Annotated in this window: 18 protein-coding genes and 1 pseudogene; 3 read left to right on the plus strand and 16 right to left on the minus strand. The window is 42.5% G+C overall.

Features of this window, described 5'->3' with window-relative positions; genetic code table 11:
• The first annotated feature begins 8 nt into the window (after window positions 1–8).
• Window positions 9–974, plus strand: coding sequence for a PDR/VanB family oxidoreductase (locus AAC855_RS09180; RefSeq protein ID WP_340609274.1), 966 nt, complete (start codon window positions 9–11; stop codon window positions 972–974).
• 253 nt (window positions 975–1,227) lie between these two features.
• Entirely contained in the window at window positions 1,228–2,676 is a 1,449-nt protein-coding gene (locus AAC855_RS09185) for a flavin-containing monooxygenase (RefSeq protein ID WP_340609275.1), read from the plus strand.
• Window positions 2,677–2,717: 41 nt separating this feature from the next.
• Here the strand turns inward: AAC855_RS09185 and AAC855_RS09190 are convergent, their stop codons facing one another.
• The 8 genes from AAC855_RS09190 to AAC855_RS09225 all read right to left on the minus strand — a co-directional run bounded on the left by AAC855_RS09190 (window position 2,718) and on the right by AAC855_RS09225 (window position 14,184).
• Window positions 2,718–3,281: a rhomboid family intramembrane serine protease gene (locus tag AAC855_RS09190; protein ID WP_340609393.1), complete on the minus strand. Its 564-nt coding sequence runs from the start codon at window positions 3,279–3,281 to the stop codon at window positions 2,718–2,720.
• Window positions 3,282–3,438: 157 nt separating this feature from the next.
• Window positions 3,439–3,831, minus strand: a complete 393-nt coding sequence (locus AAC855_RS09195) for a hypothetical protein (protein ID WP_340609276.1) — start codon at window positions 3,829–3,831, stop codon at window positions 3,439–3,441.
• A 9-nt stretch (window positions 3,832–3,840) separates the two neighbouring features.
• A complete protein-coding gene (locus AAC855_RS09200) occupies window positions 3,841–4,380 on the minus strand; it encodes a LemA family protein (RefSeq protein ID WP_340609277.1) in 540 nt (179 codons plus the stop codon).
• Between the two features lies 1 nt (window position 4,381).
• Complete coding sequence (locus tag AAC855_RS09205) at window positions 4,382–5,467, minus strand: hypothetical protein (protein WP_340609278.1); 1,086 nt, start codon at window positions 5,465–5,467, stop codon at window positions 4,382–4,384.
• Window positions 5,468–5,489: 22 nt separating this feature from the next.
• Complete coding sequence (locus tag AAC855_RS09210) at window positions 5,490–6,053, minus strand: LemA family protein (protein ID WP_340609279.1); 564 nt, start codon at window positions 6,051–6,053, stop codon at window positions 5,490–5,492.
• A 23-nt stretch (window positions 6,054–6,076) separates the two neighbouring features.
• A complete protein-coding gene (locus tag AAC855_RS09215) occupies window positions 6,077–11,050 on the minus strand; it encodes a DNA repair ATPase (RefSeq protein ID WP_340609394.1) in 4,974 nt (1,657 codons plus the stop codon).
• Between the two features lie 96 nt (window positions 11,051–11,146).
• A complete protein-coding gene (locus tag AAC855_RS09220) occupies window positions 11,147–13,369 on the minus strand; it encodes a flotillin family protein (protein ID WP_340609395.1) in 2,223 nt (740 codons plus the stop codon).
• Between the two features lie 179 nt (window positions 13,370–13,548).
• Window positions 13,549–14,184, minus strand: coding sequence for a ubiquinone biosynthesis protein UbiH (locus AAC855_RS09225; RefSeq protein WP_340609280.1), 636 nt, complete (start codon window positions 14,182–14,184; stop codon window positions 13,549–13,551).
• Window positions 14,185–14,650: 466 nt separating this feature from the next.
• Between AAC855_RS09225 and asd the strand changes: the two genes are divergently transcribed.
• Complete coding sequence (asd, locus tag AAC855_RS09230; protein WP_340609396.1) at window positions 14,651–15,757, plus strand: aspartate-semialdehyde dehydrogenase; 1,107 nt, start codon at window positions 14,651–14,653, stop codon at window positions 15,755–15,757.
• A 126-nt stretch (window positions 15,758–15,883) separates the two neighbouring features.
• On the opposite strand, the gene AAC855_RS09235 is transcribed toward asd, so the two are convergent.
• From AAC855_RS09235 to dnaN, 8 genes and pseudogenes are all read right to left on the minus strand, one after another.
• Complete coding sequence (locus AAC855_RS09235; protein ID WP_340609281.1) at window positions 15,884–16,525, minus strand: hypothetical protein; 642 nt, start codon at window positions 16,523–16,525, stop codon at window positions 15,884–15,886.
• A gap of 497 nt (window positions 16,526–17,022) precedes the next feature.
• Window positions 17,023–17,820, minus strand: a complete 798-nt coding sequence (locus AAC855_RS09240) for a hypothetical protein (RefSeq protein WP_340609282.1) — start codon at window positions 17,818–17,820, stop codon at window positions 17,023–17,025.
• Window positions 17,821–17,940: 120 nt separating this feature from the next.
• Window positions 17,941–18,516, minus strand: coding sequence for a hypothetical protein (locus AAC855_RS09245; RefSeq protein WP_340609283.1), 576 nt, complete (start codon window positions 18,514–18,516; stop codon window positions 17,941–17,943).
• 623 nt (window positions 18,517–19,139) lie between these two features.
• Window positions 19,140–19,250: pseudogene (locus AAC855_RS09250) on the minus strand (DNA gyrase subunit B family protein); the annotation flags it as partial.
• Window positions 19,251–19,458: 208 nt separating this feature from the next.
• The gene (locus AAC855_RS09255) at window positions 19,459–20,109 is read right to left on the minus strand and encodes a hypothetical protein (protein ID WP_340609284.1); all 651 of its coding nucleotides are present in this window, start codon (window positions 20,107–20,109) and stop codon (window positions 19,459–19,461) included.
• A gap of 580 nt (window positions 20,110–20,689) precedes the next feature.
• Complete coding sequence (gene gyrB / locus AAC855_RS09260; protein WP_340609285.1) at window positions 20,690–23,104, minus strand: DNA topoisomerase (ATP-hydrolyzing) subunit B; 2,415 nt, start codon at window positions 23,102–23,104, stop codon at window positions 20,690–20,692.
• Window positions 23,105–23,143: 39 nt separating this feature from the next.
• A complete protein-coding gene (gene recF / locus AAC855_RS09265; RefSeq protein WP_228859435.1) occupies window positions 23,144–24,274 on the minus strand; it encodes a DNA replication/repair protein RecF in 1,131 nt (376 codons plus the stop codon).
• 30 nt (window positions 24,275–24,304) lie between these two features.
• Window positions 24,305–25,405 carry a DNA polymerase III subunit beta gene (dnaN, locus tag AAC855_RS09270; protein ID WP_099110052.1) on the minus strand — a complete coding sequence of 367 codons (1,101 nt, stop codon included), beginning with the start codon at window positions 25,403–25,405 and terminating at the stop codon, window positions 24,305–24,307.
• Window position 25,406: the final 1 nt, after the last annotated feature.

Genomic DNA, 25,406 nt, shown 5'->3' on the forward strand with positions numbered 1-25,406 from the left:
TGTAGTTTATGGCTACTTATCAAATGGTTGGCGTTATTGTCAGCGATATTGAAATGATGACGCCAACCATTAAGCGTTTCACGTTAATCCCTGATCAAAACACGTATTTACCTTCGTTTACTGCTGGCAGTCATATTTTTGTGCAAATGCAGGATGGTAGCAGCAATTATAGTAATGCCTATTCGTTGCTCAACTCTCCTTTTGATGAACAACGTTATCAAATTGCGATTAAGCGGGAAGCCTGTTCACGCGGTGGTTCGGCATTTATGCATGAAAAAGTCACTATCGGGGATAAACTTTTTGTTTCTGAGCCTAATAATTTATTCTCAATCGTGCCTGAAGCGAAAAAACATATCTTAATTGCGGGAGGGATCGGGATCACGCCGTTTATGTCTCACCTGCATCAGCTGGAACAGCAACATGCTGATTATGAACTGCATTATTGTTACCGGGATGCCAATGAAAACGCATTCTGGCAGGAATTAATGGCATCAGAATTTAAAGATAAAGTCATTTGCCATGTTTCATCTGAAGGTTCCCGTATTGAGCTGGATACTTTTATTACTCAATTGCCTGAAGGAAGCCACATTTATACATGTGGTTCAAATTCATTAAGTGAAGGCGTAAAACAAGCGGCACAAAAAGCCGGGTTTCCACAACATCAGTTACATTTTGAGCAGTTTGCGGTTGAAGATAAAACCGGTGATGCCTTTACCCTTGTGCTTGCCAGATCAGGCATTGAACTGGAGGTCGATAGTGAATCGACAATTCTGCAAGTCATTGAAAGAAATAACGTCGCAGCGGTTGAAAGTTTATGTCGCGAAGGTATCTGCGGAACTTGTGAAACCGCGATTTTAGAAGGTGAGGCTGATCATCGCGATCACTATTTTAGTGATGAAGAAAGAGAGAGCCAGACATCCCTGCTGATTTGCTGTTCCAGAGCGAAAAGTAAACGGCTGGTGATTGATTTATAGCGAACGTATTTTCTAGGGCTACGCGGAATATTCAGTAGCTCTATATTCCACATTGCTCAATTTGCCTGTTATGTTGTCAGCGCTTGCTTATTTTTGTCACAACCATTGCTGTACAAAAGCTATCCATACCCCCGCCTCGATTAATATTAGTCCCCCCTCATAAATACAAATGGTTGTTTTATTGAATAAAAAATAACATGTCGTGATGGTGGAAAATTGCCCTTGTCAGAAAGTGTGTTTTAGAGGAGGTAACATGGATAACCATTATGATGTTTTGATTATGGGGGCTGGCGTTGCTGGTATTGGTATGGCATGCCATTTAAAAAGAGAATGCCCCGCTAAAAAAGTCATGATATTAGAGCGCCGTCAATCCATTGGTGGTACCTGGGATTTATATCGTTATCCGGGGATCCGTTCTGATTCCGATATGATGACTTTTGGATACAGATTCAGGCCCTGGACTGAAACCAGTGTTTTTGCTGATGGGCCTTCAATAAAAAAGTACGTTATTGAAACTGCAAAAGAATATGGAATTGATAAAAAAATCCAGTTTGGATTAAAAATCACGAATGCTAACTGGTCTAGTGTGACCAGCCAATGGACGATTACGGCTATTGAGGAAACGAGCGGGGAAATTCAAACTTTCACTTGTAATTATCTGATCGCCGCAACGGGTTATTTTAATTACGATGAGGCATATTTACCTGAGTTTAAAGGGGCTGATGATTTTAAAGGCCCGATTATCCATCCTCAATATTGGCCTGAAGAATTGGATTATAAAGGGAAAAAGGTTGTCGTCATTGGCAGTGGGGCCACGGCAGCGACGATAGTTCCGGCAATGGCAAATGATGCTGAACATGTCACTATGTTACAACGCTCTCCCAGTTATTTTCTTTCTATTCCCGCGATAGATAAAATCTCCATCTATCTCAGTAAGTTCATGCCAAAGCGGTGGGTATATAATATCAGCCGAAATCGTAATATTTTCCTCCACCGCTTGCTGTATAAAAGCAGCCGTCATTTACCCACTGTATTGAAATCATTTTTGTTGTCATCAACTCGTAAAAGAGTCGGAATGAATTTTAATATGGATCATCTGACACCAAGATATATGCCTTGGGACGAGCGGTTATGCGTGATCCCAAGAGGGGATTTTTTACGGTCACTGGAACAAGGTAAAGCATCGATTGTCACCAATCAGATTGAGCGTTTTACTGAAAATGGTATTTTGCTGGAATCTGGCGAGGAATTACCTGCGGATATTATCGTTTCGGCGACAGGGCTGAGATTACTGGCTCTGGGGGGAATAACCCTTTCGGTTGATGAGAAAGAAGTTCGGGGTAATCAGCGTATGCTCTATAAAGGGACACTGATACAGGATATTCCCAATTTCGCCTACTTGTTCGGGTACAACAATAGCTCTTGGACATTAAAGGTGGATCTCTCTGCGGATTATGTTTGCCGTTTATTGAAAGAGATGGATCGCCGCGATGCTAAGGCTGTGCTTCCACAAGCTCCGCCAAATGAAATGTTGAAACACAGTAGTGTTTTTGGCGAATTAACCTCAGGTTATTTAAAACGTGGTGATCATGCTCTTCTTCGTCAGGGACGCAGCCCGAATTGGCAGGTACCACATGATTATAAAAAAGATAAACAGGTGTTGGGTCAGCCCGTAGAAGATTCGGCACTAAAATGGACATAATCATTATCAGCCTGTTGTGACAACGGGCTTGGTCGCGTTTTTTAATCAGTCTGACGCTGGTTCAGGGACTTAGTCAACCAAGAGAAGGCTAGCCCTGAAATAGCCCCAAAAACGTGGCTTTCTGTTGAAACATAGGCATGCCAGGGGAACAGATTAATAGCTATACCGCCATAATAGATAAGTACAACAATGGCGAAGAATAAATCTTTGGCTCGTTTAAGGAAAAAGGCGTTAGCCAGCAATAAACCCCACAGGCCAAAAATCCAGCCGCTGGCACCAACATGAATGGCACTACGCCCGAATAGCCAGACTAACAACCCTTCTGTAACAATAATGAACAGACTGGCCAGAATGTAATATCGGATGGAGTGAGCCATCAGTAATGCACTCAGGATTAATAAAGCGGGCAGGTTACTGAACAGGTGTGCCCAGCTACCATGCAGAAACGGAGACAGAGGAATGCCAATCAACCCCTGAATGTATCGGGGAATAATACCAAAATTACTTAATGCTCCGTCGGTTAAGGTATTGAGTAATTGGAGGAGGATAAGCAGTGAGGTTAGCCCTATCAGGATATAAAGACGTTGTTTAAGCCATATAGCCATCATTATCTACCTCTGTTTAAAATGCCTATACACTCGTCTTTCAAGTTGCCTCTTTGTTGGCTGCGCTCGCTCACCCCAGTCACATAGTTATCTATGCTCCTGAGGATTCTCTCTCTTGCCGCCGCGATGCATCTTGAAATCCATTGTGTCTATTCTACTATTTTTTTCGCTGTTTTTTTCTGGGTTTCTTGCCTGTTATTTCTGGATTATCAATAGGAGAAAAGCTATTGATATAATTTGCTAGCTCCTGATAGTTAAAGGCAATAAATAAAAAACAGCTCAGAAAAATAACGGTACTAACAAAAAACAGGTGTATACCCCCTATCCCTAAAAATAAAAGTATACTTAATATACCAAGGTTAGGGAAAACCCCCAGTGCAATTGTACCCGCAGCAATATTAGATAAGACTCTTAGAATAGGAATTCTTTCCAAAATACCTAAAAAAATTAAAGGAATAAACATACCAAAGGTAGAAAGAAAAAGGATATAGGCCGGACCTTGCACAATGCTATCGGCAAATCCAAACAGATTGAAAGGGATGGTCAACATGGAAGATCCTCACTCGCCGATTATATAGGAATTAAGCATGGTGCGTGGTTTATAACCCAGAATTTTAGCGAATATCAAGTTGGGTAATGTTTGTATTCCGGTATTATACAAGGCGACACTTTCATTGAAAAACTCACGGCGATCAGCGATTTTTGCTTCCAGCAACGTTATACGTTTTTGTAATTTATTCAGATTATGTATTGCCTGTAATTCAGGATAACTTTCTGTCACCGACATAATCTGTTTTAAGTAATCAGTGAGTTGATTATTAATAATGATTTTTTGTTCGGCCTGATGGTGGTTTAAATAGCGTTCGCGTGATTGAGTGAGTTTTAGTAGCAGAGATTGCTGATGTAACATGACTTTTTCAACAATATTCACCAATTTTGGTATTTCGTTGGCCCTTTGCTGTAAAAGTACATCAATATTGGCAAATGCTTTTTCAGTATAGTTTTTTAATGCAACTACTTTATTGTAGGTATCCATCAGATAGTAAAACAAAAGCACTGACATGATAATAATGATAAAAGCTGAAATTAGAACATTCATTTTAAAATAACCAGCTGAATAAAGGCGATTTATTAAACATAATCGTTAGTGTTTGTTCGTGATACTCATAAGGGATAGTTAAAATAACCGCAATTAAAAATACTGCGGCCAAACTGAAAACCAAAGCCGATCTGACCAATGGACGATGTTTATTCCAATGTGTAACAGATTCAACGCGTGAGGCGGCCAATATGTTATTTTCGACATCTTTTTGAATAACGATTTGGTTGCCTTTTCCGGGGATATTTTTTTCAGCCGCAGCACCAATCAGCATGATCATGTCATGATTGAATATTGCCCGTTCAACATAGCGAATATTGTTTTTCTCATATTTTAGGGTGGGAGGCAGAGAGACTAATGATAAATCATGAGTAATAACAGCGACTGAACCTGTTTCATCCTGAATCTTGAAAGGTGCACAATAAGTTTTATCAGTAATGGTTTTATAATATGTTTTCCCTTCGGAATCCTTAGTTTTTTTATGTTCTGTATAGAGGTAAGCAATGCATTTCTTTTTGCTGAGTGGCGCGGTAGCTAATCGCTGTTTTTCTGCGATGGCTTTCCCTTGTACTTCAACTAACCCCATTGCCATTGAACCTATCTTGGATGTGGGGAGTATTTGCTGGAGTTTGAAAAACTGTTTTTTGGGTGTTTTTTCTCGCCAAACTAAAATCAGAGCAGTGGCAAAAAATATGGCAAACAAACCGAAGATGATGAGGTTGTCTAAAAAATTCATTGCGTAAATAATACCAATAGTTACAGCAGTTAATATTGATTGAATGATCGTTTTTAAGACCGTTGTCTTACCTTGTCTTATATCATTTTTCAGGCTGATAATATTGCTTATAAATTCTCCAGCCGGGACAGAAAATGATGCAAGAAAAGGGAGTGCAAAGAAAAAAATAAGTACATACAATATATTATCTTTATCAAGATAAGTTACGATACAGGCTAAAAAACTGCTGACGATGATTGTTATTGCCATCCATTTTAGCGTAATTCGAAAGTTAAAATTTGATGATAATACGAGTAAAGTAGTACCACTCAATATGGCACTAAAAACGAGTGCCATGATAATCGTAGTCATCCATTACCTGCTTTTATTTTGTTTAATCGAATTTAATTCCATTGTATTTTATTTCTTCCGCGGAAATTTCCAGCAGAGGCATCGATTGGTATTGCAGGGCTTTTGCCATGATAAGTGCAGGAAAAACCTGAATGCCAATATTGTAAGTTGTCACAGCATCATTAAACGTTTCACGGCGGCGGGCGATTTTATCTTCAACGTCGCTGACTGTTTTCTGAAGTTCGATAAAACTTTTACCGGAGATTAATGTGGGGTAGTTTTCTGAAATCGCAAACACCGTTTTTAGAGCGTTAGTCATTTGGTTGGAAGCATCGATTTTTTCAGGCAGTGAACCCGCAGTTAAATACTTTTGGCGGGCATGACTGAGGGCTGTAAAAATTTCATTTTCATGCTGCATTGTTTTATTAACTATTGAAACTAACGCAGGGATCTGATCGGCACGTTGTTTCAGGATAACGTCTATATTGGCAAAAGCGTTGTCTACATTGTTACGCAGTAGAACCAAACGGTTATACAGTGAGATCCCTGCACTTATTAGCCCAGTTATCAGGAGAAAAATCACTATAGCAATAATTACTATTTCCACATTATTTCCTTTATAAATTCTTTTTAGTTATGCCCTAATGCCTGAACACTCTCAACCAAATCAGCAAGCTGAGCTACAACCCGATCGCCTACATCGGCGTTATCGCCACCCAATGCTTTATTGCGCATAAAATCACGTTTTATCTGCTGCCAGCGTTGTTCTTCCTCTGGTGTCAGGGTGCCACGAAGTTCTGCCAGTTTAAGTAAGTTTTCTTCTGCTCCGCTGGTCAGTAGTTGTGCTTCACCTAAATAGTGATCATCCAGAATGCGCTGTATTTCTGCTTCGTTCATGACCGCAGAAACTTTTTCGCTGAGTTTATTCATATTGCGGTAACTACCTTGTAGTTTGAACGGTGGTTCTGTCCGGTATTTGTCTGACTGGGCGGCACTGGCAATATATTGCTGGTTAACTTTGAAAACGATACGCCTCATGATTAACAACCGTTCAAGGATCGCGACGATTTCGGTAATTTCAGCATCACTATATGGGTAACTTAAGGCATTGCCGGAGAAGGGCTTGCCCATTGCTTTATCGATAAACAGGTAAAGATCGTTCATATCGCGTAATGCCAGCGGAGCCAATACCGGGTTTGAGGTCAGGCTGTTTTCGATATAGCTCAGGGTGAAGGCTTCTTCCATACCTCCCAGTACTTCACCGAGGTTATAAATATCGGCACGGTTTGCCAGCATATCAGGAATTTTGAATAACTCACCGGATTCGGTATAAGGGTTACCGGACATAACGACGCAGAATTTCTTACCGCGCATATCGTAAGTTTTGGTTTTGCCTTTCCAGACACCTTCTATACGCCGTGTTCCGTCACACAGGGAAATAAATTTTTGTAGAAATTCAGGGTGGGTATGCTGAATATCATCAACATACAGCATCACGTTATTGCCCATTTCCAGTGCCAGATTGAGCTTTTCCAGCTCCTGACGAGCTGTCGCATTCGGTGCCTGAGCCGGATCGAGTGAGAGTACATCATGCCCTAATGCAGGGGCGTTAATCTTCATGAAGATCAAACCAAGACGGTTGGCGATGTATTCCATTAAGGTGGTTTTACCGTAGCCCGGCGGGGAGATCATCAGTAACATGCCCATCAGGTCTGTTCGCTTACCTTCTCCGATAGCTCCAATTTGTTTGGCAAGGTTATCGCCGATTAATGGCAGATAAACATCGTTGATCAGTTTGTTGCGGACAAATGAACTCAACGGTCGGGCCTTGAATTCATGGAGTTTTAGGGATTGACGCTGCTGATTAAGGACACTCTGACGTAATTCCTGATAATGATGATAAGCAGGAATAAATACCTTGCGCTGTTTTCTCATGCGGCAGAAATAGTCATCAAGGCTGAGAGTCAGCGTCTGGTTAATGATGGAAGGATGTTCGCCAATTAAATCGGTGACAGTAAAATGTAGATCGACTTCACTGAAGCGGGCGTTAAGTGATTTATCCAACACGGTCAGAGTAACCGCTTCCGAAATATAATTTTTTAGTGGCGCAAATTCAGCTAAGGAACACAGCCCGTTCAACCAGTTCTCCACCAGCATCCAGCGTTGAGCAAAGCGCTGGCCGAGATTTTGCTGTGAGTGAATGAAATCACCCCACATATGTGCTTTTTCCAGCGCAGATTGCAGACCTTCCAGCAAGGTTCGGGCATATTTACTGAAAGTAAATTCTACAGTCATGCGGTTCAACGCCAGACACAGATATTCAGCGGCCTGTGTTTGCTGATAGGGTTCACACCTGATTGGATGGCGTTCAAGGAACAGGCTGATTTCTGCTTCTATTTCGGCTTCCAGATCCCGTAAGCCAGCATCATTACGGAACAGCTGGTAAATATTGGTGCAGGTACGTGCGCGTTCCGGCCATAAAGATGGTTGCTCTTCTTGCTGAACCTGCTCCCAGAACAGAAAGGCAATTGCTCTGGCGTGGGGATTGAAACGCAGAAGATCGGCACTTTCCCCTACAGGAATGAGTTTGCGCAGAATGGCGATGGCATCATGATCATGAATTCCTTTTTCATACCCTTCTTTATAACGGGGAGCAGCAAAATCACGCACGGTTTTTTCCAGCATAGCCGGCTGGCTCATCAGGGTTTTTAGCCCATCCAGCGTTAATCCGGCCTGCTCTTTGCTGGCTGAGTAAATGAGTGAGTAAGCAAGGTATTCAGCCCGGTAGACTGAGGGGGATTCAGATTCAAGGGAAATCGCCCAGTAGGGTTTCAATGATTCAAGTTCCGGGCTGTTTATCGGTTCCTGATAATCGGTACCTGTTAAATGCAGGTATAATTTGTCGCCTCGTGGCAGGATGGTCAGATCCAGTTCCTGTGTATTTACACTGAAACGGTGACGAGGCCCGAGTTTGATAATGTTGCCGCCATCTTCGTAGATGTCCTTTTTATCCCGCAGGCTGCGGATCGCCTGATCACGTGCGGCTCTGAATTTGGCATCGATATCATCCGCTTTAACGCTGTCTTTCAGGTCACGCAGGCGCTCGATAATTTCACGGGCTTTCAGCGCCAGAGTATCAGCAGCAAAGAAGGCATTAAGTTCATCAAGAGAAGAAAATTTAGCTGTTCTGCGATTGATGCTGTCCAGTAAGCGTTCTGCTGCAACCTGTAAATTCTGAGCCTTGCGCTGGCGCTCATCCAGCAGCGATTGTTTGTGCGTTTCAAATGTTTCCAGCAACTCTTCGCGTTTATCCAGAATGTCATTCAGGAATTCATCGTGGTCACTGAACTGGCTTTCAAGTTCTTCTAACTGAACTAACAGGCGTGAGAGTTGTTCCTCACAGCGTTCGGGATCAGTGGAAAGAGTCAGGGCGTTGGTGATCCCTTGACTGAACAATTTAAATTGCGCACTAAATTGTGCGACGGATTCAACCGCGCCTTTTTCTTTGCGGCGCTGTTGTAGTCTGGCTTTCGCCTGATTCAGCAGGGCGTAAATTTCAGAGATGGATTCAATAATATGCGTTTGCTGGGTTGTATCTTCAAATTTCAGTGAAGCCATCAGGTTTGACAGCATATCCAGATCAGCTGACATCTTCTCCATGCCCGCCAATGGTTCTGCCAGTTGAGCGCTGTTAGCCGCTTCTTGTATTTGTTTATCCAGTATTTGTAAATGTTGATTGAAAGGCTGTAATGCTTTTTCGCTGGCGAGGAAATCTGCGGTTGCCAGTGAAATACGTTGTTGACTGTCAGCCAGTTGTGCTTCCATTTCATCAAGGCGGACGAGGTCAATATAACGGTGGTCACGCAGGGTAATTAAGTGACCACGCTGGATACTCAGGCTGTTTAAGGCATCAATATATTGCTGAGTTTCAGTCCAGCTTTCCGGCAGCATGGCAATCATCAGCTCTTTTTGATGCGATGTGGCCTCATTCATCGCCCGGACGGATTGACGACGAATACTTTCAACTTTTTCGTATTCATCTAATACGCGTTCGCCGGTGTTGGCGATCTCTTTGAGAAGTGCTGCAATATGCAGGCTCTGTTCGTCACTCAGCCACTTTTCGTCACTTAGCCAATAGTAGATATCCACCAGACGGCGGGTATCCTGACAAAGTTTTTCATAAAGCTGAGAAGAGATCTGCTGTTGTTCTATTTCTTTAGCGATATGGTAAAGGTCGGAAATTCCCCGCACCAGTTCAGCATTGCCGATACGTCCCAGAAAGCTGTTTTTTGCCGGTTGGCGGGCGGCATATTCGTCAGAATAGAAAGGAGTTTGCCAGATTTGCATTGGATGGATACGTGTTGGCTCATCTGACTGGCCTTCGAACAGCACCATCTGGCCATCTTCAAACATGGCATAACCGTGTCCGAACAGCGGGTTTTGCAGTTTACGTTCGATCAGGTTGTAATTGAACAGTGCCAGCCGGCCGAGTTTAGGCTCATAGAAGATATACATAACATCTTCGCCATTCGGAGAGCGACGAACCCGCCTGAAACGCATTCCGTCCATAGGCTGGTCGAAGGTTTTGTACTCGCCGTTTTGCAGATAATAGCCGCCAGGGAAAATAATGCCGTGATCTTCCGGTAGCTGAATACAAGCCAGCCCAATGGCATCAATGCGTTGTACCGTCTGAGTCAGCGTGTTGTAAACCAGATAACGCCATGTATCCTCGCGATAAGGCAGAATTTTCAGCAGAATAAGACTGCCGGTCTGGGCATATTCGATCTGTGCATCATCCAGCGATTGGGTTTTATCCAACACCGCTTCCCGATAAATACCCAGCCCATCTTCGGTATTATTTTCACATTTGATGGTCAGGTCGCCACCAATCGTTTCCACAAATACCGTATCGAGAATGTTCATATGTGGATAGCGACCATGAACAGTATTTTCCCGTGTTGTTCGCTGCCATTCAAAATCATAGGCCGGAGGCAGGGCGATATCACGTTCTCCGCGATTATCAATGTACTTGATTTCGGTTTTATCGCTGGAGATTGCCCAGCGGAATACGCGGATATCGGTGATACGCTCACCAATCTGGAAACTGGCAAGGAGTTTGCCATCCCGCTCAACCAGTTCCAGTAATTGGGTGTTTTTATAGTAGGTATAGAGTTCGTGGAAATCCTGCACAAAGCTGGTGATGTTAAGAAACGTGCCCGCCAGCGGGACGGATTCAACATCATATTCATCATTTTCTTTTTTCAGTTTGTACAGGGAGAAAACATCTTCGACCCGCGTTTCTTTTTTCAAGCCAAGGAAAACATTGTAGCCAAACAGTAGCCAGTCACCGACGCGGACAATATCCCTAGCAACGCAGTTATTTTCTGTGCGGATACGAATACGGCCAATAATATCTGTCTGGTTTTTGCCAAATTCTTCCAGACGACGGTTATTCAGCAGGCTGACTTTTTCGTGGAGCTGTTGGCCCTGTTCAGACAGACGATTGCGTAAGATATCATAGGCTCCACCTTCAGCGACGGCGTTATCCAACAATTCCTGTTCGCGGGTGTTTACTTGATTATCATTCAGTTGGCTATCTGACATGGCGTAAGTGTTTCCTTGCTTTGATGAGATTAATTCGGGTTTCAGGGCATGTGGATCACCCACCGGCACGGTTGCCGTGACGGTGGGGATGACTGATTACTCTACGGAATTATCTTTATTCGGGTTTTTTGGAGTCTGATCTTTCTGACTGCCACTGAACATATTGACCAGAGACTGGACTTCCGGGTTTTGCAGCAGGGAGTTGAAATCCAGTTTCTTCTCGCCCACTTCTTTTTCCATAAATTTTTCTACAATGCCCTTATCACCTTTACCCGTCAGCAGCTTATCGACGGCTGATTTGACTAATGGACTTTTGTCTACCACGCCATTAATGGCTTTGCCGACAGTAAGCGCTTTGGAGAAAGTATTGAAGAAGCTACCGTCGCCACCCACGATATCAATGTTGGTTTTGCTGAGTGCCGCTGCCAGAACTTCTGCCTGCTCTTTGGCGATCTCTTTATTAGCGGCAATGGCAGACATGGCCTGCTCAAAGTCTTTCTCAAGACGCATACGGAACTCTTCGTGATCACGGGCTGTATCGTTAAGGTTGCCCATGGCAGTGAATTTATCGGTCAGACCATCAGCTTCTGCTTTCAGGCGCTGGCGAATAACTTCTGCTTGTGCTGTACCGAGCTGACCTTCACCGCGCGCCTGTGCCGTCAGTTTTTCTTCCAGTACTTTGGCATCTACCAGCCCCAGCTTCTCTTTGGCGTGAGCTTGTTGTTCATCACCACGAGCCTGAGCTGACAGCTTTTCTTCCAGAACTTTCGCTTCTGCCAGCCCTTGTTTTTCAGAGGCATCAGCCTGAGCTTCCATGACCCGCGCTTCAGCCAGACCTTTTTCCTGTGTACCACGGGCTTCTGCCAGTAATTTCTCGGCAATGATATTGGCCTGAACCAGACCTTCTTTCTCTTCTGCTTCAGCTTTGGCCTGACGAATACGGGCTTCAGCCAGACCCAGAGCCGCTTCTTCCGCTTCAATACCTTCAGCCATCCGTTTTTTCGCTTCAGATTGTTTAGCTGCGGCTTCGAGTTCTGCCTGTGCCATCGTGCTGATTTCCAGCGCTTTGTATTTTGCACTGTTCTCATCCGCTTCGGCCTGTTTCACCTGCCTAACCAGCTCCTGCTCTGCTTTGGCATGAGCATCAATAATGGTGATTTGTTTCTTGCGATCAGCCTCAGAAACCATGCGCACTTCTTTAATACGTTCTTCTTCCTGCGCAACGGTTTTTTCTACCGCAACACGTTCACGAATGACGTTGGAGATATTTTTGCGCTCTTCTTCCAGTGCCTTCTCTTTTTCGATGCGCTGGAGTTCGACTTCACGCTCGCGGGAGACAATTTCCAGCTCTTGCGCGCGGGTGACCTTTTCCATCTCGATGATCACGGCCCGTTCACGGTTTTGTTGAGCCACTTCTACCTCGCGCAGACGGTTCTCTTCGCGAATTTCAATTTCTTGTTGGGTCTGAATGCGGGCCTGCTCTGCTTTCAGTCGCTCTTCTTCTTTGACTTTCAGCGTTTCGGCTGATTCGCGGGCACGAATGCTTTCAATTTCGCGTTTCTGGCGGGCTTCGGCATCAGCCTGTTGGCGTTCTAAAGCAAGGCTGGCTTCGCGGGTTTCCACGTTTTTCTTCTGGATAGCCAGTTCCTGATCCCGCTCTTTCTGGTTGGTTTCAATATTATGGATTGCTGTAATTTCAGTGATTTTACGGATACCTTCGGCATCGAAAATATTGTTCGGGTCCAGCGAGTTTTTCGGCGTTTGTTCCAGATAATCGATGGCAACGTCTTCCAGAGCATAACCATTTAAATCTTTGCCGATCACATCAACAATACGGTCGCGGAAATTCTGGCGATCTTCAAACAGTTTTGATAGTTCGAATTGTTTACCGACGGTTTTCAGGGCTTCCGAGAATTTTGCGCTGAACAGGGCGTTGACGGCATTATGGTCAGATGCGCGCTCAACACCGATGGATTTTGCCACTTTCAGAACATCTTCAGTGGTTTCATTGACGCGCAGGTAGAAAGCAACCGTAATGTCTGCACGCAGGTTATCTTTACAGATCAGGCCATCTTTACCCCGGCGATCCACTTCCAGCGTCAGCAGGGAGATGCGCATAAATTCTTTCTTATAAATAACGGGGTAGACCAGAGCACCGGTGAAATGTACTTTGGGCTGCGCTGACATATCGTTAACGATCAGGGCGGTTCCCTGTGGGACTTTGATATAAAACGCTTTGAAAAGCCCAAAGAAACCCAGAATGACGATAATAATTGTCGCAATAATGATCAGGAAAGGCATGAAATCAGCCAAGTTAATATCTGACATGTGTATGTGTTTCTCCATTTTGTTTTAGGGCAAACATTGTCGAGCAAACCTGTTTCGGGGTTAACGTAATTCCCCGGAGTTTAAGCTGCTATTCATCCATGACCGGAATGTAGAGTGAGGCATGTCAGATAGCAAAATTTACGGTACCGGATTGAGTAACAAGCACGTTGTCACAACCTGAATTCATCTTCACTGACGACGGTATAGCTGTTCGTTGTGGCATCATAGCTAATCAGGACGACACGATCCCCACGGGCAATGCCATCATTTTCCGGCGCACGGATCTGCAAGATAAGGCTGGCACCATTGTTATTCATCAGTGCTTCGCCCCGTTGTTCGGTGACAACAGGAGAGCGGACTTCAGCGATTTTCCCGATTAAGTTATCAACACTGTTGGAACGATTAAGTTTGGCGAGTTTCGGTTGTAACGGGCGCAGGAGCAGGGTTGTCAGTAATAGGGCAATAAAACCAACGATAAGCAGCGCTACTGTACCTAGTAAGTAACGGATGACATCAGTTTCAATGAAACGCAGCATTAAATGTTCGCTGAAATAGCTGAGTGGCCAGCCGATCAGAGTAATCAGAGTGATAATAATGGTGACGGGAATTCCGCTCAGGCCAAGTTTTGTTAACCATCCCGCCAGAACAGAAGCATCAGAGGCATCGAAACCATCGACATCGATATTAAGAATATCAATGTCTAATAAGCCAAAAGCAGCACAAATCCAATAAAATAAAACAATAAGTAATAGCCCGCTGAAAATAACCACCGGGAAAGCTAAGCAGTTTTGTAAAAAAAGCTCCATTGGAATGCTATCTCTGGATGATAATAATTTTTAATAATACTCAATTAAATCAGTTTTCAAAATAACTGAATAGAGGAAGAGATGGTTTTTTTGAACCCTAATGTAATAATTGAAAATTGTTATTTGTTTATGTTTTTATGGTGAAGGATAAAATAATTTATTTTCTTGATTGGTTTTTATTCTGTGTGGAAATAAAAATAACTATAAGAGTATTTAAGATGTAAATTCAGCGTGGAATATTATTTTATATAATTCATTGTATAAATTATAAGTTAATTAATTATTTTTCTATAGCTAATTATACTCGCTGAAAAAGAACTAAGATGAGCTGTAAAAAATGGTGTTTAACATCACAAAACCGTTATGCCTGTAGTGCATAAATTTACTTGCACCTTTTCACATATTTTGTCAGCTTTAGTGGTGTCAGGGGTGCTGACAACGACTTTTTTAAGACAGGGTAAAGATGATGAAAAATGTAGGTTTTATCGGCTGGCGTGGCATGGTTGGCTCAGTATTGATGCAGAGGATGATCGAGGAAGGGGATTTTAATGAGATTAATCCCGTCTTCTTTACCACTTCCCAACACGGGCAAGCAGCGCCGGAATTTACAGGTAAATCAGGTGTATTGCAGGATGCTTTTGATATTGAAGCACTCAAAGCACTGGATATTATTATCAGCTGTCAGGGGGGAGATTATACCAATAACATTTACCCTAAACTGAGAGCAACGGGTTGGCAAGGGTATTGGATTGATGCAGCTTCTGCACTGCGTATGAATGATGATGCTGTCATTATCCTTGATCCTGTTAACCATCAGCACATTCAGGACAGCCTGAATAAAGGCATTAAAACGTTTGTTGGTGGTAACTGTACCGTCAGCCTGATGTTGATGTCATTGGGGGGCTTATTTGCTAATAATTTGATTGAGTGGGCATCTGTTTCAACTTATCAGGCCGCTTCCGGCGGTGGTGCCCGCCATATGCGTGAACTATTGACGCAAATGGGAATGCTGCACAATCAGGTCGCGGGTGAACTGCAAAATCCGGCTTCTGCTATTTTGGATATTGAAAAGCGCGTCACAGACTTTACCCGCAGTGGCACGTTGCCGACAGATCAATTTGGTGTTCCGCTGGCGGGAAGTTTGATCCCGTGGATTGATAAGCAATTGGAAAATGGCCAGAGCCGTGAAGAGTGGAAAGGGCAGGCGGAAACCAACAAGATCCTGAATACAGGCAATAATATTATTCCGGTTGATGGTCTGTGTGTTCGCGTTGGTGCATTACGCTGTCATAGTCAGTCATTTACCCTGAAACTGAAACGAGATATCCCGATCCACGAAATTGAGACGCTGCTGGCTTCCCATAATGAGTGGGTTCGCGTTATTCCGAATGATCGTGAGCTGACCATGCGTGAATTAACTCCGGCTGCGGTAACGGGGACTCTGAATACACCAGTGGGGCGCCTGCGTAAGCTGAATATGGGGCCTGAATACCTGTCTGCCTTTACAGTTGGTGATCAGCTATTGTGGGGAGCGGCGGAGCCACTTCGTCGTATGTTGCGTATTTTGTTGTAGAAGTGATTTAATCATCCAAGGTGATAATTGGATTAACCCGCCAATAGAATCAATGAATGATAATATTGGCGGTGATAATTAAATATAAATCTTCCAAAAATAAGAATGGGAAGAATTTAAATGCTCTTAAGAAACCGTTGTTCCCAATGTTAATGTGACACAACGAATAAACGCAGTACTGACTCCTTTACGATTTTCAAGGTCTATCACCGATGTCGTGTGATATTTCGGACAAAGTCTGTAAAGTAGTTCAGGCGATATTTCTGCTCCCAAAGATTTAAGTACAGCAGAAGCTGTTTCAGGACTAAAATTCATCAGGGCTTTATGTTCAGGAAGAGCATGGCGAATTTTCTGAAATATCTCTTGGTTTTCATCCAGAATTTTTTCCAGATTACTGTCATTAACGTGTGATAGAACATGATCAAAGTCCGTGACTCCCCGCAGTGCGAGAAAACTCACATCCATATTATGTTCGGTAGCAAGTGATTCAGAGCCTGCTTGGGATTGGATTTTAGCATAATTGAGAGATTTAATTTCATGGTGGATTTTACTTGCTACTTCCGGAACGAAGCCGAGTGTCAAAGCAATCTTTTCAAGGTACTCAGGAAGCATTGCGAACATGACACCTTCCCATGAATCGGTCAGTTCCATCGCTTTAGCCCGAAGAGCATCAGCATTGCCCTGAAGGCGGTGGAGATCATGTAGACTCACCATTTCAGCATTAATAATATGGGGCGAAGTGGACTTTTGATCAGTAGAAACATGCATGATTTTCTCCTAAATAACATTACAATATATTTATTAATAATGAAGCAGGATTTATTAAATCACAGGGTATAAACGAACTGATATTAACTATTGGAAAGAAAAGTATTTTTTAAAATTAAAATATGGAATAAAGAATTAACCAATATATTAATTAACATAATAATTATATGATTGCCAATGAATGATTAAATTGTTTGATTTATTATTTGTTATATTTTCATTTTATAGCGGATAAATAAAAATGATTATCATCATTTTTGTGTTTATGCAGGGAATATTTATCTGTTTTAATATTTTTTAATTTTACTGAAAATAATAGATTAGCAGGGGGATTTATCGCATTATCATTCGATAAATGAGTAATGAGGTTCAACAGCACCCTCCTCCACTAAGTAGAGTTCAGCGTGAGCCAGATCACGTTCCTGACAGTCAGCCAGCCCAGAAGGCCCGCCAGATCCAGTGCATCTTTACGGCGGGTCATTTTGGTATTTCTTGGATCATAAGCACAAACCAGTGAATCGAAAACCCCCATGTTCAGGAGAAAATAACCAAGCACGGTTTCCATTTGGGATTAGTGACATTTCTTCCTCTGTATAGTGGGTAAACCCCATCCGATGATAAGCATCTGAAAGTGCTGGTGTTGCAATTAATAATTTTAAATTTCCTTTGCAGCCTATTTTATGGGATAAGTTAACCGCTTTTTCTACCAATAAATAAGCCGCATTTTTTAATCCTGGGTGCATGATAAGGTAAGTAATTTCAGGGTAATAACGCAAATCAGGATCATAGCGGTATAACATAACTTCTTCGTAGCATCTCACTATCATAATTCCTACAGGGATATTATGCAGATAGCAAATAAAATAAACAAAGTTTTTATCTGCTTCATCTTCTCTTTTATCATCAAGATTATTCTGAACACTAATTAATAAATTAAGTGTTATGCTATATTTCAAATTCCAGGAGTCATCGGTTGTTTTTCCTGTTTTCTCATTTAATTCATCAATGTAATCGACTAAATCACTAGAGTCCTCAATGCGGTTTAATATATGATCAAGCCAACCATCATTTCCTATTGAGTAGTAAAGTTTATTCACAGCACTTATCATTTCATTCAAGCTTACTTCTTTAACTATTGATGGTATATATCCATTAATTAATTTAGCGTTACAATAATTAATGTTTTTATTCAAAATGTCATTTGGTGGTAGAGTATGGAAAGAGTTTGAACGGGACAATGTTCTGTATGATGTTTTGTGTATATAACTATTAAAGGAACTTGTTCTTTTTAGCATTCTAGGAATCCTCATAATCAAGGAGATATCAGGAATATTTAAAGCGAGTACATAGAATATTTCTTTAACAATAACAATTTTTCTTAATATGAGGGTTCATAAATTAATATTTATGAGTAATTACCTCAATCCAAACATGCTTCTAAAAATATTATCACGTTTTCTTGGGCAATGCCCAAATTTGTATTTTGTTGCCTTATTGTTATCTCTTAATTTATCGCATAATTGTGCAATATCTTTAGGTGTCCAATATAAATTTTTCCCATAAGCGATTCTATTAAAATTGTTCAATAATCTCTCTACTCCGCCTGCTTTCAATATTCTGCTAACAACGGTTGAGCAATTTTTTAATAAGAAACTGTAATGCATATTAGGATGACATATGTTTCTTTTTGCTTCGAGCATTGCATCTACATCCAAATCATATAACTCATAAATTACATGATACATTTGCTGCACCATTTCTCCAAAGGGCTCGTCATCTCTACACATTCCGTCTTGCCACAGTACATCTCTAATATTCTCTTTATTATTAGAAGAGTAAACATCCACACGTTTATGCATATACTCAAGCCCTGGATGTGGGTCATGTTGACCAATATACATTGCCGCATGACCAGACGGTGAGTCAGTACAGGGATATCTAATAAATACTGTCGCGCTAATTGGTTTAGGTGGTTCAGTGGTTATTATCATTTATGACTCCTTTTGAATTTATATACACTTCGTCTTTCAAGTTGCCTCTTTGTTGGCTGTGCTCACTCGCCCCCGCTCACCGTTTTTATAAACATACGGTTGGGAGTGATCTCTCTTTCTGCCGCGACGCATTTTGAAATTCATTGTGTATATTTTCTATTATTTGGGAAGTATAAACATTTTTCGCCTTTTACTCGGAATTCATTCCATGCAATCTTGTAGATACTAAATGAAACCTAATCGTCGATAGACTCTTATAGGTAACTCATCCATTTTGTAATATAGTTCTTAATTGATTGATTATTATGATGACTATCTAAATTAAAATATTAATTGACGGCCGAGAATTGAAGGGTTCTGATATCAATAATGGAGGCGGAATATAATTTATATTACTATCGAGATCACTGTTCTTTCATTATTAAATGTTACTAATTATTTTTCAATCGGCCTTGGAGATAATATAAGGCAATTTTTAATGGTTTCCAAGTAATCAATAACTATTTCAGGAATGAAATTCAATCGGCTATTTTACCCCGGATAATGATAAGTTATCCGGGGTAAAATGATTCCCTTTATATTTCAAGCTGAATCTTGAAATCTATTGGGGGATGATAGGGATATCAGATATCAATATTCGCTGATTTCAGCGCATTCTCTTCGATAAATGCACGGCGAGGTTCAACCGCATCACCCATCAGGGGGGTGAACAGTTGATCCGTTGTAATGGCATCTCAGGGTTGCCATTTCTTGCGAAAAGAGCATTTTGTCAAAACGCTATTTTTCAACGTTCAGAATCTTACCTTTCAGTGACAGGATCGCCCGATTCTTACGGTTATGTCCCTGTTTTGCAGAACCACCTTCCACTAAATATGCCACATTGGAGAGGTAGGTTACTTATTATTAGATATTCTGTTTATTAACGGAATTTAATAATAATTATTATAAACATTTACTTATAAAATTGAATTTTTGCAATGACGAATCGTATTTCCATTGCTGACTCACTAGAGGTTCTAATACCATTTCCCCTAGTGATTGCTCAATAAATCCTATTTTGGCATAAACATCTAATAGTGATTCTGCTGCTGTTACTAGTTTTAGATTTCCTTTATATTCCTTTGATTGAGAAAAATTAACTGCTTCTTCTATAAATAAGTAGCCACAATTTTCTAGTCCAGGATGTATAATAAGAGTATCTATTACAGGGTAATTAGGTTTCCTGCTTGTATTCAGCGTAATCTTCATAATTCCTATAATAATTCTTCTTGTATCCAAGGTGTTAAGATAACCCAAAAAATAAATATCATTTTCAGCTCGGCTGCTTGATAAAGTTCTTATAAGAGTACTTAACAGGGATTTTGTTAAAAAAAATTTAAGTGTTAGCCGTTGATCTGAACTCAGTTCTGTTTTTTTAGAGTTCATCATTTGGCTAGCATCTGTTATGTATTTAAACCAGTCGTTTTGAATTAAGTGTTTTTGGAATTCATTAATATATCTTCCTACTTCTGTTATGTTATCACATTTTTCAATAGCTATTTTTTGATCTATAATAGATATTCCTGATAATGGATTGGTACTGCCTGTTCGCATAGTAAAATCCCTCATGTTTTTCAGAAAAATATATTGTTAACTTTTCAATGTGTTTTTCGGGCTACAACTATTTTTATGATATATTATTGAAAATTATTTTGATTATTTTAAATAATAACGAAGATATTATATTTCCGGATGTATAAGTTTTTTTAAAAAAATTTTAAATAATGTAAATACTACATGTTTATAATGAAAACAATATATATTTTAAGTCTAAAAAATTATTAATGTACTTTCATTTATTTTTCCATATGATAGGTTAAAACCACTGTCTTTAGACGGTGACTTTGACTTTAATGTTTTGACCTATGCGCGTTTACGAGGTGCGTGGTTCGACGACTTTCAGTCGTCGGCACCGAAGTGCGCTAACCCACCTACTTCAGTAGGTGGTAGTTAAGTAAATAGTCTATATCCACCCCATTTAATTGGAGGTGTTTTTGGAATTGGTAGTGTGAATATTGCTGCTGAAGTTGTAATTATAGGAAAAATATTTGAATAGAGTGGGGAAGGATGGGTTTAGTTCTGTAAAGAATAAGTAACCCAGATAATGGTCGTTATCTGGGTTAATGGATGAATATTAAATATCAATATTCGCTGCTTTCAGCGCATTCTCTTCGATAAATGCACGGCGAGGTTCAACCGCATCGCCCATCAGGGTGGTGAACAGCTGATCCGTTGCAATGGCATCTTTCACCGTAACACGCATCATACGGCGGGTTTCCGGGTTCATTGTGGTTTCCCACAACTGTTCCGGGTTCATTTCTCCCAGACCTTTATAACGCTGAATAGAAAGGCCACGGCGTGATTCTTTGCCCAGCCATTCCAGTGCCTGTTCAAAACTATTGACTGGCTGATGACGTTCACCACGTTCAATGTAGGCACCTTCTTCAATCAGATTACCAATCAGTTCACCCAGTTTGCTGATACGACGGTACTCGCCGCCGTGGATGAAATCGAAATCCAGATTGTAGTTGGTATCAACACCGTGGGTGCGGATACACAGAACCGGCTCATAAACCTGACGTTCGCGGTTTTCATGGATTTGATAGCTATAAGTGCTGCCATGCTGCTCTTTATCATTCAGGCGAATAGTCAGAGCACTGACCCACTCTTCCACTTTGGTCTGGTCGGTTAAGGTTTCTTCTGTCAGTTTCGGATGATAGATCAGGTTGTTCAGTAACGCCTGAGGATACAAACGCTCCATACGTCTGATGATTTTTTGCGAGGCATTGAATTCAGTGACCAGCTGTTCCAGAGCTTCACCTTTCAGAGCCGGAGCATGTGGATTGGTATACAGTGATGCGCCATCCAGTGCGATGGACATCTGATACGCTTCCATTGCATCATCATCTTTGATGTATTGTTCCTGTTTGCCTTTCTTCACTTTGTACAGTGGTGGCTGGGCGATATAGACATAACCACGCTCAATGATCTCAGGCATCTGGCGATAGAAGAATGTCAGCAGCAGGGTACGGATGTGGGAACCATCAACATCGGCATCGGTCATGATGATAATGCTGTGATAACGCAGTTTGTCCGGGTTGTATTCATCGCGGCCGATACCACAGCCCAATGCGGTAATCAGGGTTGCCACTTCCTGTGAAGAGAGCATTTTGTCAAAACGCGCTTTTTCGACGTTCAGGATCTTACCTTTCAGTGGCAGGATCGCCTGATTCTTACGGTTACGCCCCTGTTTTGCAGAACCACCCGCAGAATCACCCTCCACTAAGTAGAGTTCAGAGTGGGCCGGATCACGTTCCTGACAGTCAGCCAGTTTGCCCGGCAGACCCGCCAAATCCAGAGCACCTTTACGGCGGGTCATCTCACGCGCTCTACGTGCTGCTTCACGGGCACGGGCTGCATCAATGATTTTGCCGACAACGGTTTTGGCATCGTTCGGGTTTTCCAGCAGGTATTCCACCAGCTTCTCATTCATCAGCGTTTCAACGGCGGTTTTCACTTCAGAGGAAACCAGCTTGTCTTTGGTCTGGGAAGAGAACTTCGGATCCGGAACTTTAACGGAGATAACGGCAATCAGACCTTCACGGGCATCATCACCGGTCGCGCTGACTTTGGATTTTTTGTTGTAACCCTCTTTATCCATATAACTGTTGAGGGTACGGGTCATCGCGGTACGGAAGCCCACTAAGTGAGTTCCCCCATCGCGCTGAGGAATGTTGTTGGTGAAGCAGTAAATGTTTTCCTGAAAACCGTCATTCCATTGCATGGAAATTTCAACACCGATACCGTCTTTTTCGGTGGAGAAATAGAAGACGTTTTGGTGAATCGGATTTTTGTTGCGGCTCAGGTATTCAACAAATGCTTTGATCCCGCCTTCGTAATGGAAGAGATCTTCAGCATTGGTACGTTTATCAACTAAACGGATGGAAACGCCGGAGTTCAGGAATGACAATTCGCGCAGGCGTTTTGCCAGAATATCGTATTCGAACTCGGTGTTAATTTTGAACGTATCCATACTAGGCCAGAAACGCACGGTTGTTCCCGTTTGTTCTGTATCACCGACGACTTTCAGTGGTGACTGTGGAACCCCATGCTGGTAAGTCTGTTCGTGCACTTTGCCGTCACGACGGATAGTCAGTTCCAGTTTTTCAGATAAGGCGTTAACAACAGAAACCCCTACGCCATGCAGACCGCCGGAAACTTTATAGGAGTTGTCATCGAACTTACCCCCCGCATGCAGCACGGTCATGATGACTTCCGCTGCTGAAACACCTTCTTCTTCGTGTATGCCGGTAGGAATACCGCGGCCATCGTCCTGTACAGAAACAGAGTTATCTGCATGGATAGTAACAACTATTTTGTCACAATGACCTGCGAGGGCTTCGTCGATAGCGTTGTCAACAACCTCGAAGACCATGTGGTGCAGGCCAGTACCATCATCGGTATCGCCGATATACATGCCTGGACGTTTACGAACAGCATCCAGCCCTTTTAATACCTTGATACTTGAGGAGTCATATGTATTCGACATCAACGTTTCTCGCTTATCTTAATCCTGTGGTTGAACCTCTTACCCTTCGTCTTTCGAATCACCTTTACTATGCTGGCTGAATTCGAAATCCATAGGGCATATTTTGCCATGTTCTACGCTAAACATCCTGCTATTTACGTCAATCATGTCTGCAACCTGCTCGGGAGTAATTGCACTGACAAACACCTGAGCCTGCGTAGATTTAAGACGCTCGGCTAATAACTTACGACGGCCGGCATCCAATTCAGAGGCAAAATCATCAAGCAGATACAGGCATTTTTGCCCGCTCTGTCGGGTGAAATATTCACCCTGCGCTAACCTAAGAGCACACATCAGTAACTTAAGCTGACCACGTGAGAGCATATCCTCTACAGATGTGCCGTCTGCCCTGATCCGCAGATCGGCTTTGTGGGGGCCGGATGCGGTATAGGTTAATGCTTTATCGCGCTCAAACTGCCGCGCGAGGAGTTCTGCATATTCACTCTCTTTGTCCCAGCCCTGCTGAAAAGAGATATTGAGAGTGAATTCAGGTAAAAACTGTTTACAGGTTTTCTCAATATCTTCAGCAATACCTGCAATATATTCAGCCCGCCATTGGCTTATCTGAGTTGCCAATGGTGCAAGCTCATGATCCCAATGCTGGATCTGGCTATAGCGTGTGACTTGCCGTAATGCCGCATTCCGTTGTTTGAGTAACCTTTTCAGATTAGCCCAGCCCGCAAAAAAACGCGGTTCATTATGAAAGCAGCCCCAGTCGATAAAAGCACGGCGGTATTTCGGGCCGCCATTTAACAACGTAAAACCTTCCGGAGTGATAAGCTGCATCGGTAGCATTTTTGCCAGTTCTGCAATTTTATGCCCATCACTGCCATCTATTCTGACTTTGCTGTCACCCTGACGATTTTTGCTCAGCCCAACGGATAATGTTCGCTCGTGGGATTGCTGTTCCAGTCTTCCATGAAGAATGAATTCTTCACTATCATGGCGAATGACTCTTCCCGCCTGAATACTACGAAAAGCGCGCCCGTGACCTAATGTGTAAATGGATTCCAGTACGCTCGTTTTTCCGCTGCCATTCGGCCCGACCAGAAAATTAAAGCCCGTCGCCAATGGCAGGTCGGCATTGGCGATATTACGAAAATCGCGGATCAATAAACGCGAGAGAATCATGTTCAATGAGTTAATATACAGGCGTATTATTTACAGGCGCATCGGCATCACGACATACGTCGCGGCCTGACTGGCTGAATTCTCTATTTTTACACTGGATGTTGCATCCGTCAGTAGCAAACTGACCTGCTCGCATTTCAGTGCATTGAGAACATCCAGTACGTAGCTGACATTAAAGCCGATTTCCATTTCTGTGCCCTGATAGCTGACATCAACAATCTCTTCTGCTTCTTCCTGCTCCGGGTTATTAGCCGTAATTCTGAGCTGATTTTCGCTCAGATAGATGCGAACCCCACGAAATTTTTCGTTGGATAAAATTGCAGCCCGTGAAAATGCCTGCTTAAGTGTGTCGCAATTTGCTATCAGTGTTTTATCCGGATTTTTGGGCAGGACACGGCGATAGTCAGGAAAACGCCCATCAACCAGTTTTGATGTAAATATGAAATCACCAACGTGGGCGCGAATATTGTTACTGCCGATCTGCAATTGAAGCGGGTTATCTCCGCCATCCAGTAACCGCATCAATTCGATAACGCCTTTACGTGGAACAATCACTGAGTGTGAAGGCAGACTCTGGCCGATATTCATAGAGCAGACAGCCAGACGGTGGCCATCTGTGGCAACAGTACGCAGTTCTTCCCCTTCGGTTTCGAACAGCATCCCGTTCAGATAATAGCGGACATCCTGATGTGCCATTGAGAACTGGGTGGACTCAATCAGACGTTTCAGTGTTGCCTGTGGGAGAGAGAATTCAACTTCACTTTGCCAGTCATCCAGATTGGGAAAATCGGAAGCAGGCAGAGTAGAGAGCGAAAAGCGGCTGCGGCCGGATCGAACCAGAATGCGGTCACCATCCAGTTCAACGCTGATTTCGGCACCGTCAGGCAACCCGCGCCAGATATCAAAGAATTTACGCGCGGGAATGGTGGTTGCACCCTGTTCATGTGGCTGAGTGAGCGTCACCCTAGCCTTCATTTCCATTTCTAAATCTGTACCTGTCAGTAACAGGGAGCCTTCTGTCACCTGCAATAATAAATTACCTAAAATAGGCAGGGTAGGGCGACCGCCTAAGGGGCTGCTGACCTGTTGCAGGGGTTTTAATAATTGCTCACGTTCAATGATAAATTTCATA

The organism is Xenorhabdus bharatensis (assembly GCF_037996705.1).
Classification (GTDB): Bacteria; Pseudomonadota; Gammaproteobacteria; order Enterobacterales; family Enterobacteriaceae; genus Xenorhabdus; species Xenorhabdus bharatensis.

What these genes read in the sequence shown, in the direction of transcription:
- AAC855_RS09215 (WP_340609394.1), bottom strand. Translation starts at nt 11,050, where the DNA reads ATGTCAGATAGCCAACTGAATGATAATCAAGTAAACACCCGCGAACAG.
- AAC855_RS09235 (WP_340609281.1), bottom strand. Translation starts at nt 16,525, where the DNA reads ATGCATGTTTCTACTGATCAAAAGTCCACTTCGCCCCATATTATTAAT.
- AAC855_RS09240 (WP_340609282.1), bottom strand. Translation starts at nt 17,820, where the DNA reads ATGCTAAAAAGAACAAGTTCCTTTAATAGTTATATACACAAAACATCA.
- AAC855_RS09205 (WP_340609278.1), bottom strand. Translation starts at nt 5,467, where the DNA reads ATGACTACGATTATCATGGCACTCGTTTTTAGTGCCATATTGAGTGGT.
- AAC855_RS09190 (WP_340609393.1), bottom strand. Translation starts at nt 3,281, where the DNA reads ATGGCTATATGGCTTAAACAACGTCTTTATATCCTGATAGGGCTAACC.
- AAC855_RS09180 (WP_340609274.1), top strand. Translation starts at nt 9, where the DNA reads ATGGCTACTTATCAAATGGTTGGCGTTATTGTCAGCGATATTGAAATG.
- asd (WP_340609396.1), top strand. Translation starts at nt 14,651, where the DNA reads ATGAAAAATGTAGGTTTTATCGGCTGGCGTGGCATGGTTGGCTCAGTA.
- AAC855_RS09245 (WP_340609283.1), bottom strand. Translation starts at nt 18,516, where the DNA reads ATGATAATAACCACTGAACCACCTAAACCAATTAGCGCGACAGTATTT.
- AAC855_RS09225 (WP_340609280.1), bottom strand. Translation starts at nt 14,184, where the DNA reads ATGGAGCTTTTTTTACAAAACTGCTTAGCTTTCCCGGTGGTTATTTTC.
- AAC855_RS09195 (WP_340609276.1), bottom strand. Translation starts at nt 3,831, where the DNA reads ATGTTGACCATCCCTTTCAATCTGTTTGGATTTGCCGATAGCATTGTG.
- recF (WP_228859435.1), bottom strand. Translation starts at nt 24,274, where the DNA reads ATGATTCTCTCGCGTTTATTGATCCGCGATTTTCGTAATATCGCCAAT.
- gyrB (WP_340609285.1), bottom strand. Translation starts at nt 23,104, where the DNA reads ATGTCGAATACATATGACTCCTCAAGTATCAAGGTATTAAAAGGGCTG.
- AAC855_RS09255 (WP_340609284.1), bottom strand. Translation starts at nt 20,109, where the DNA reads ATGCGAACAGGCAGTACCAATCCATTATCAGGAATATCTATTATAGAT.
- AAC855_RS09200 (WP_340609277.1), bottom strand. Translation starts at nt 4,380, where the DNA reads ATGAATGTTCTAATTTCAGCTTTTATCATTATTATCATGTCAGTGCTT.
- dnaN (WP_099110052.1), bottom strand. Translation starts at nt 25,405, where the DNA reads ATGAAATTTATCATTGAACGTGAGCAATTATTAAAACCCCTGCAACAG.
- AAC855_RS09185 (WP_340609275.1), top strand. Translation starts at nt 1,228, where the DNA reads ATGGATAACCATTATGATGTTTTGATTATGGGGGCTGGCGTTGCTGGT.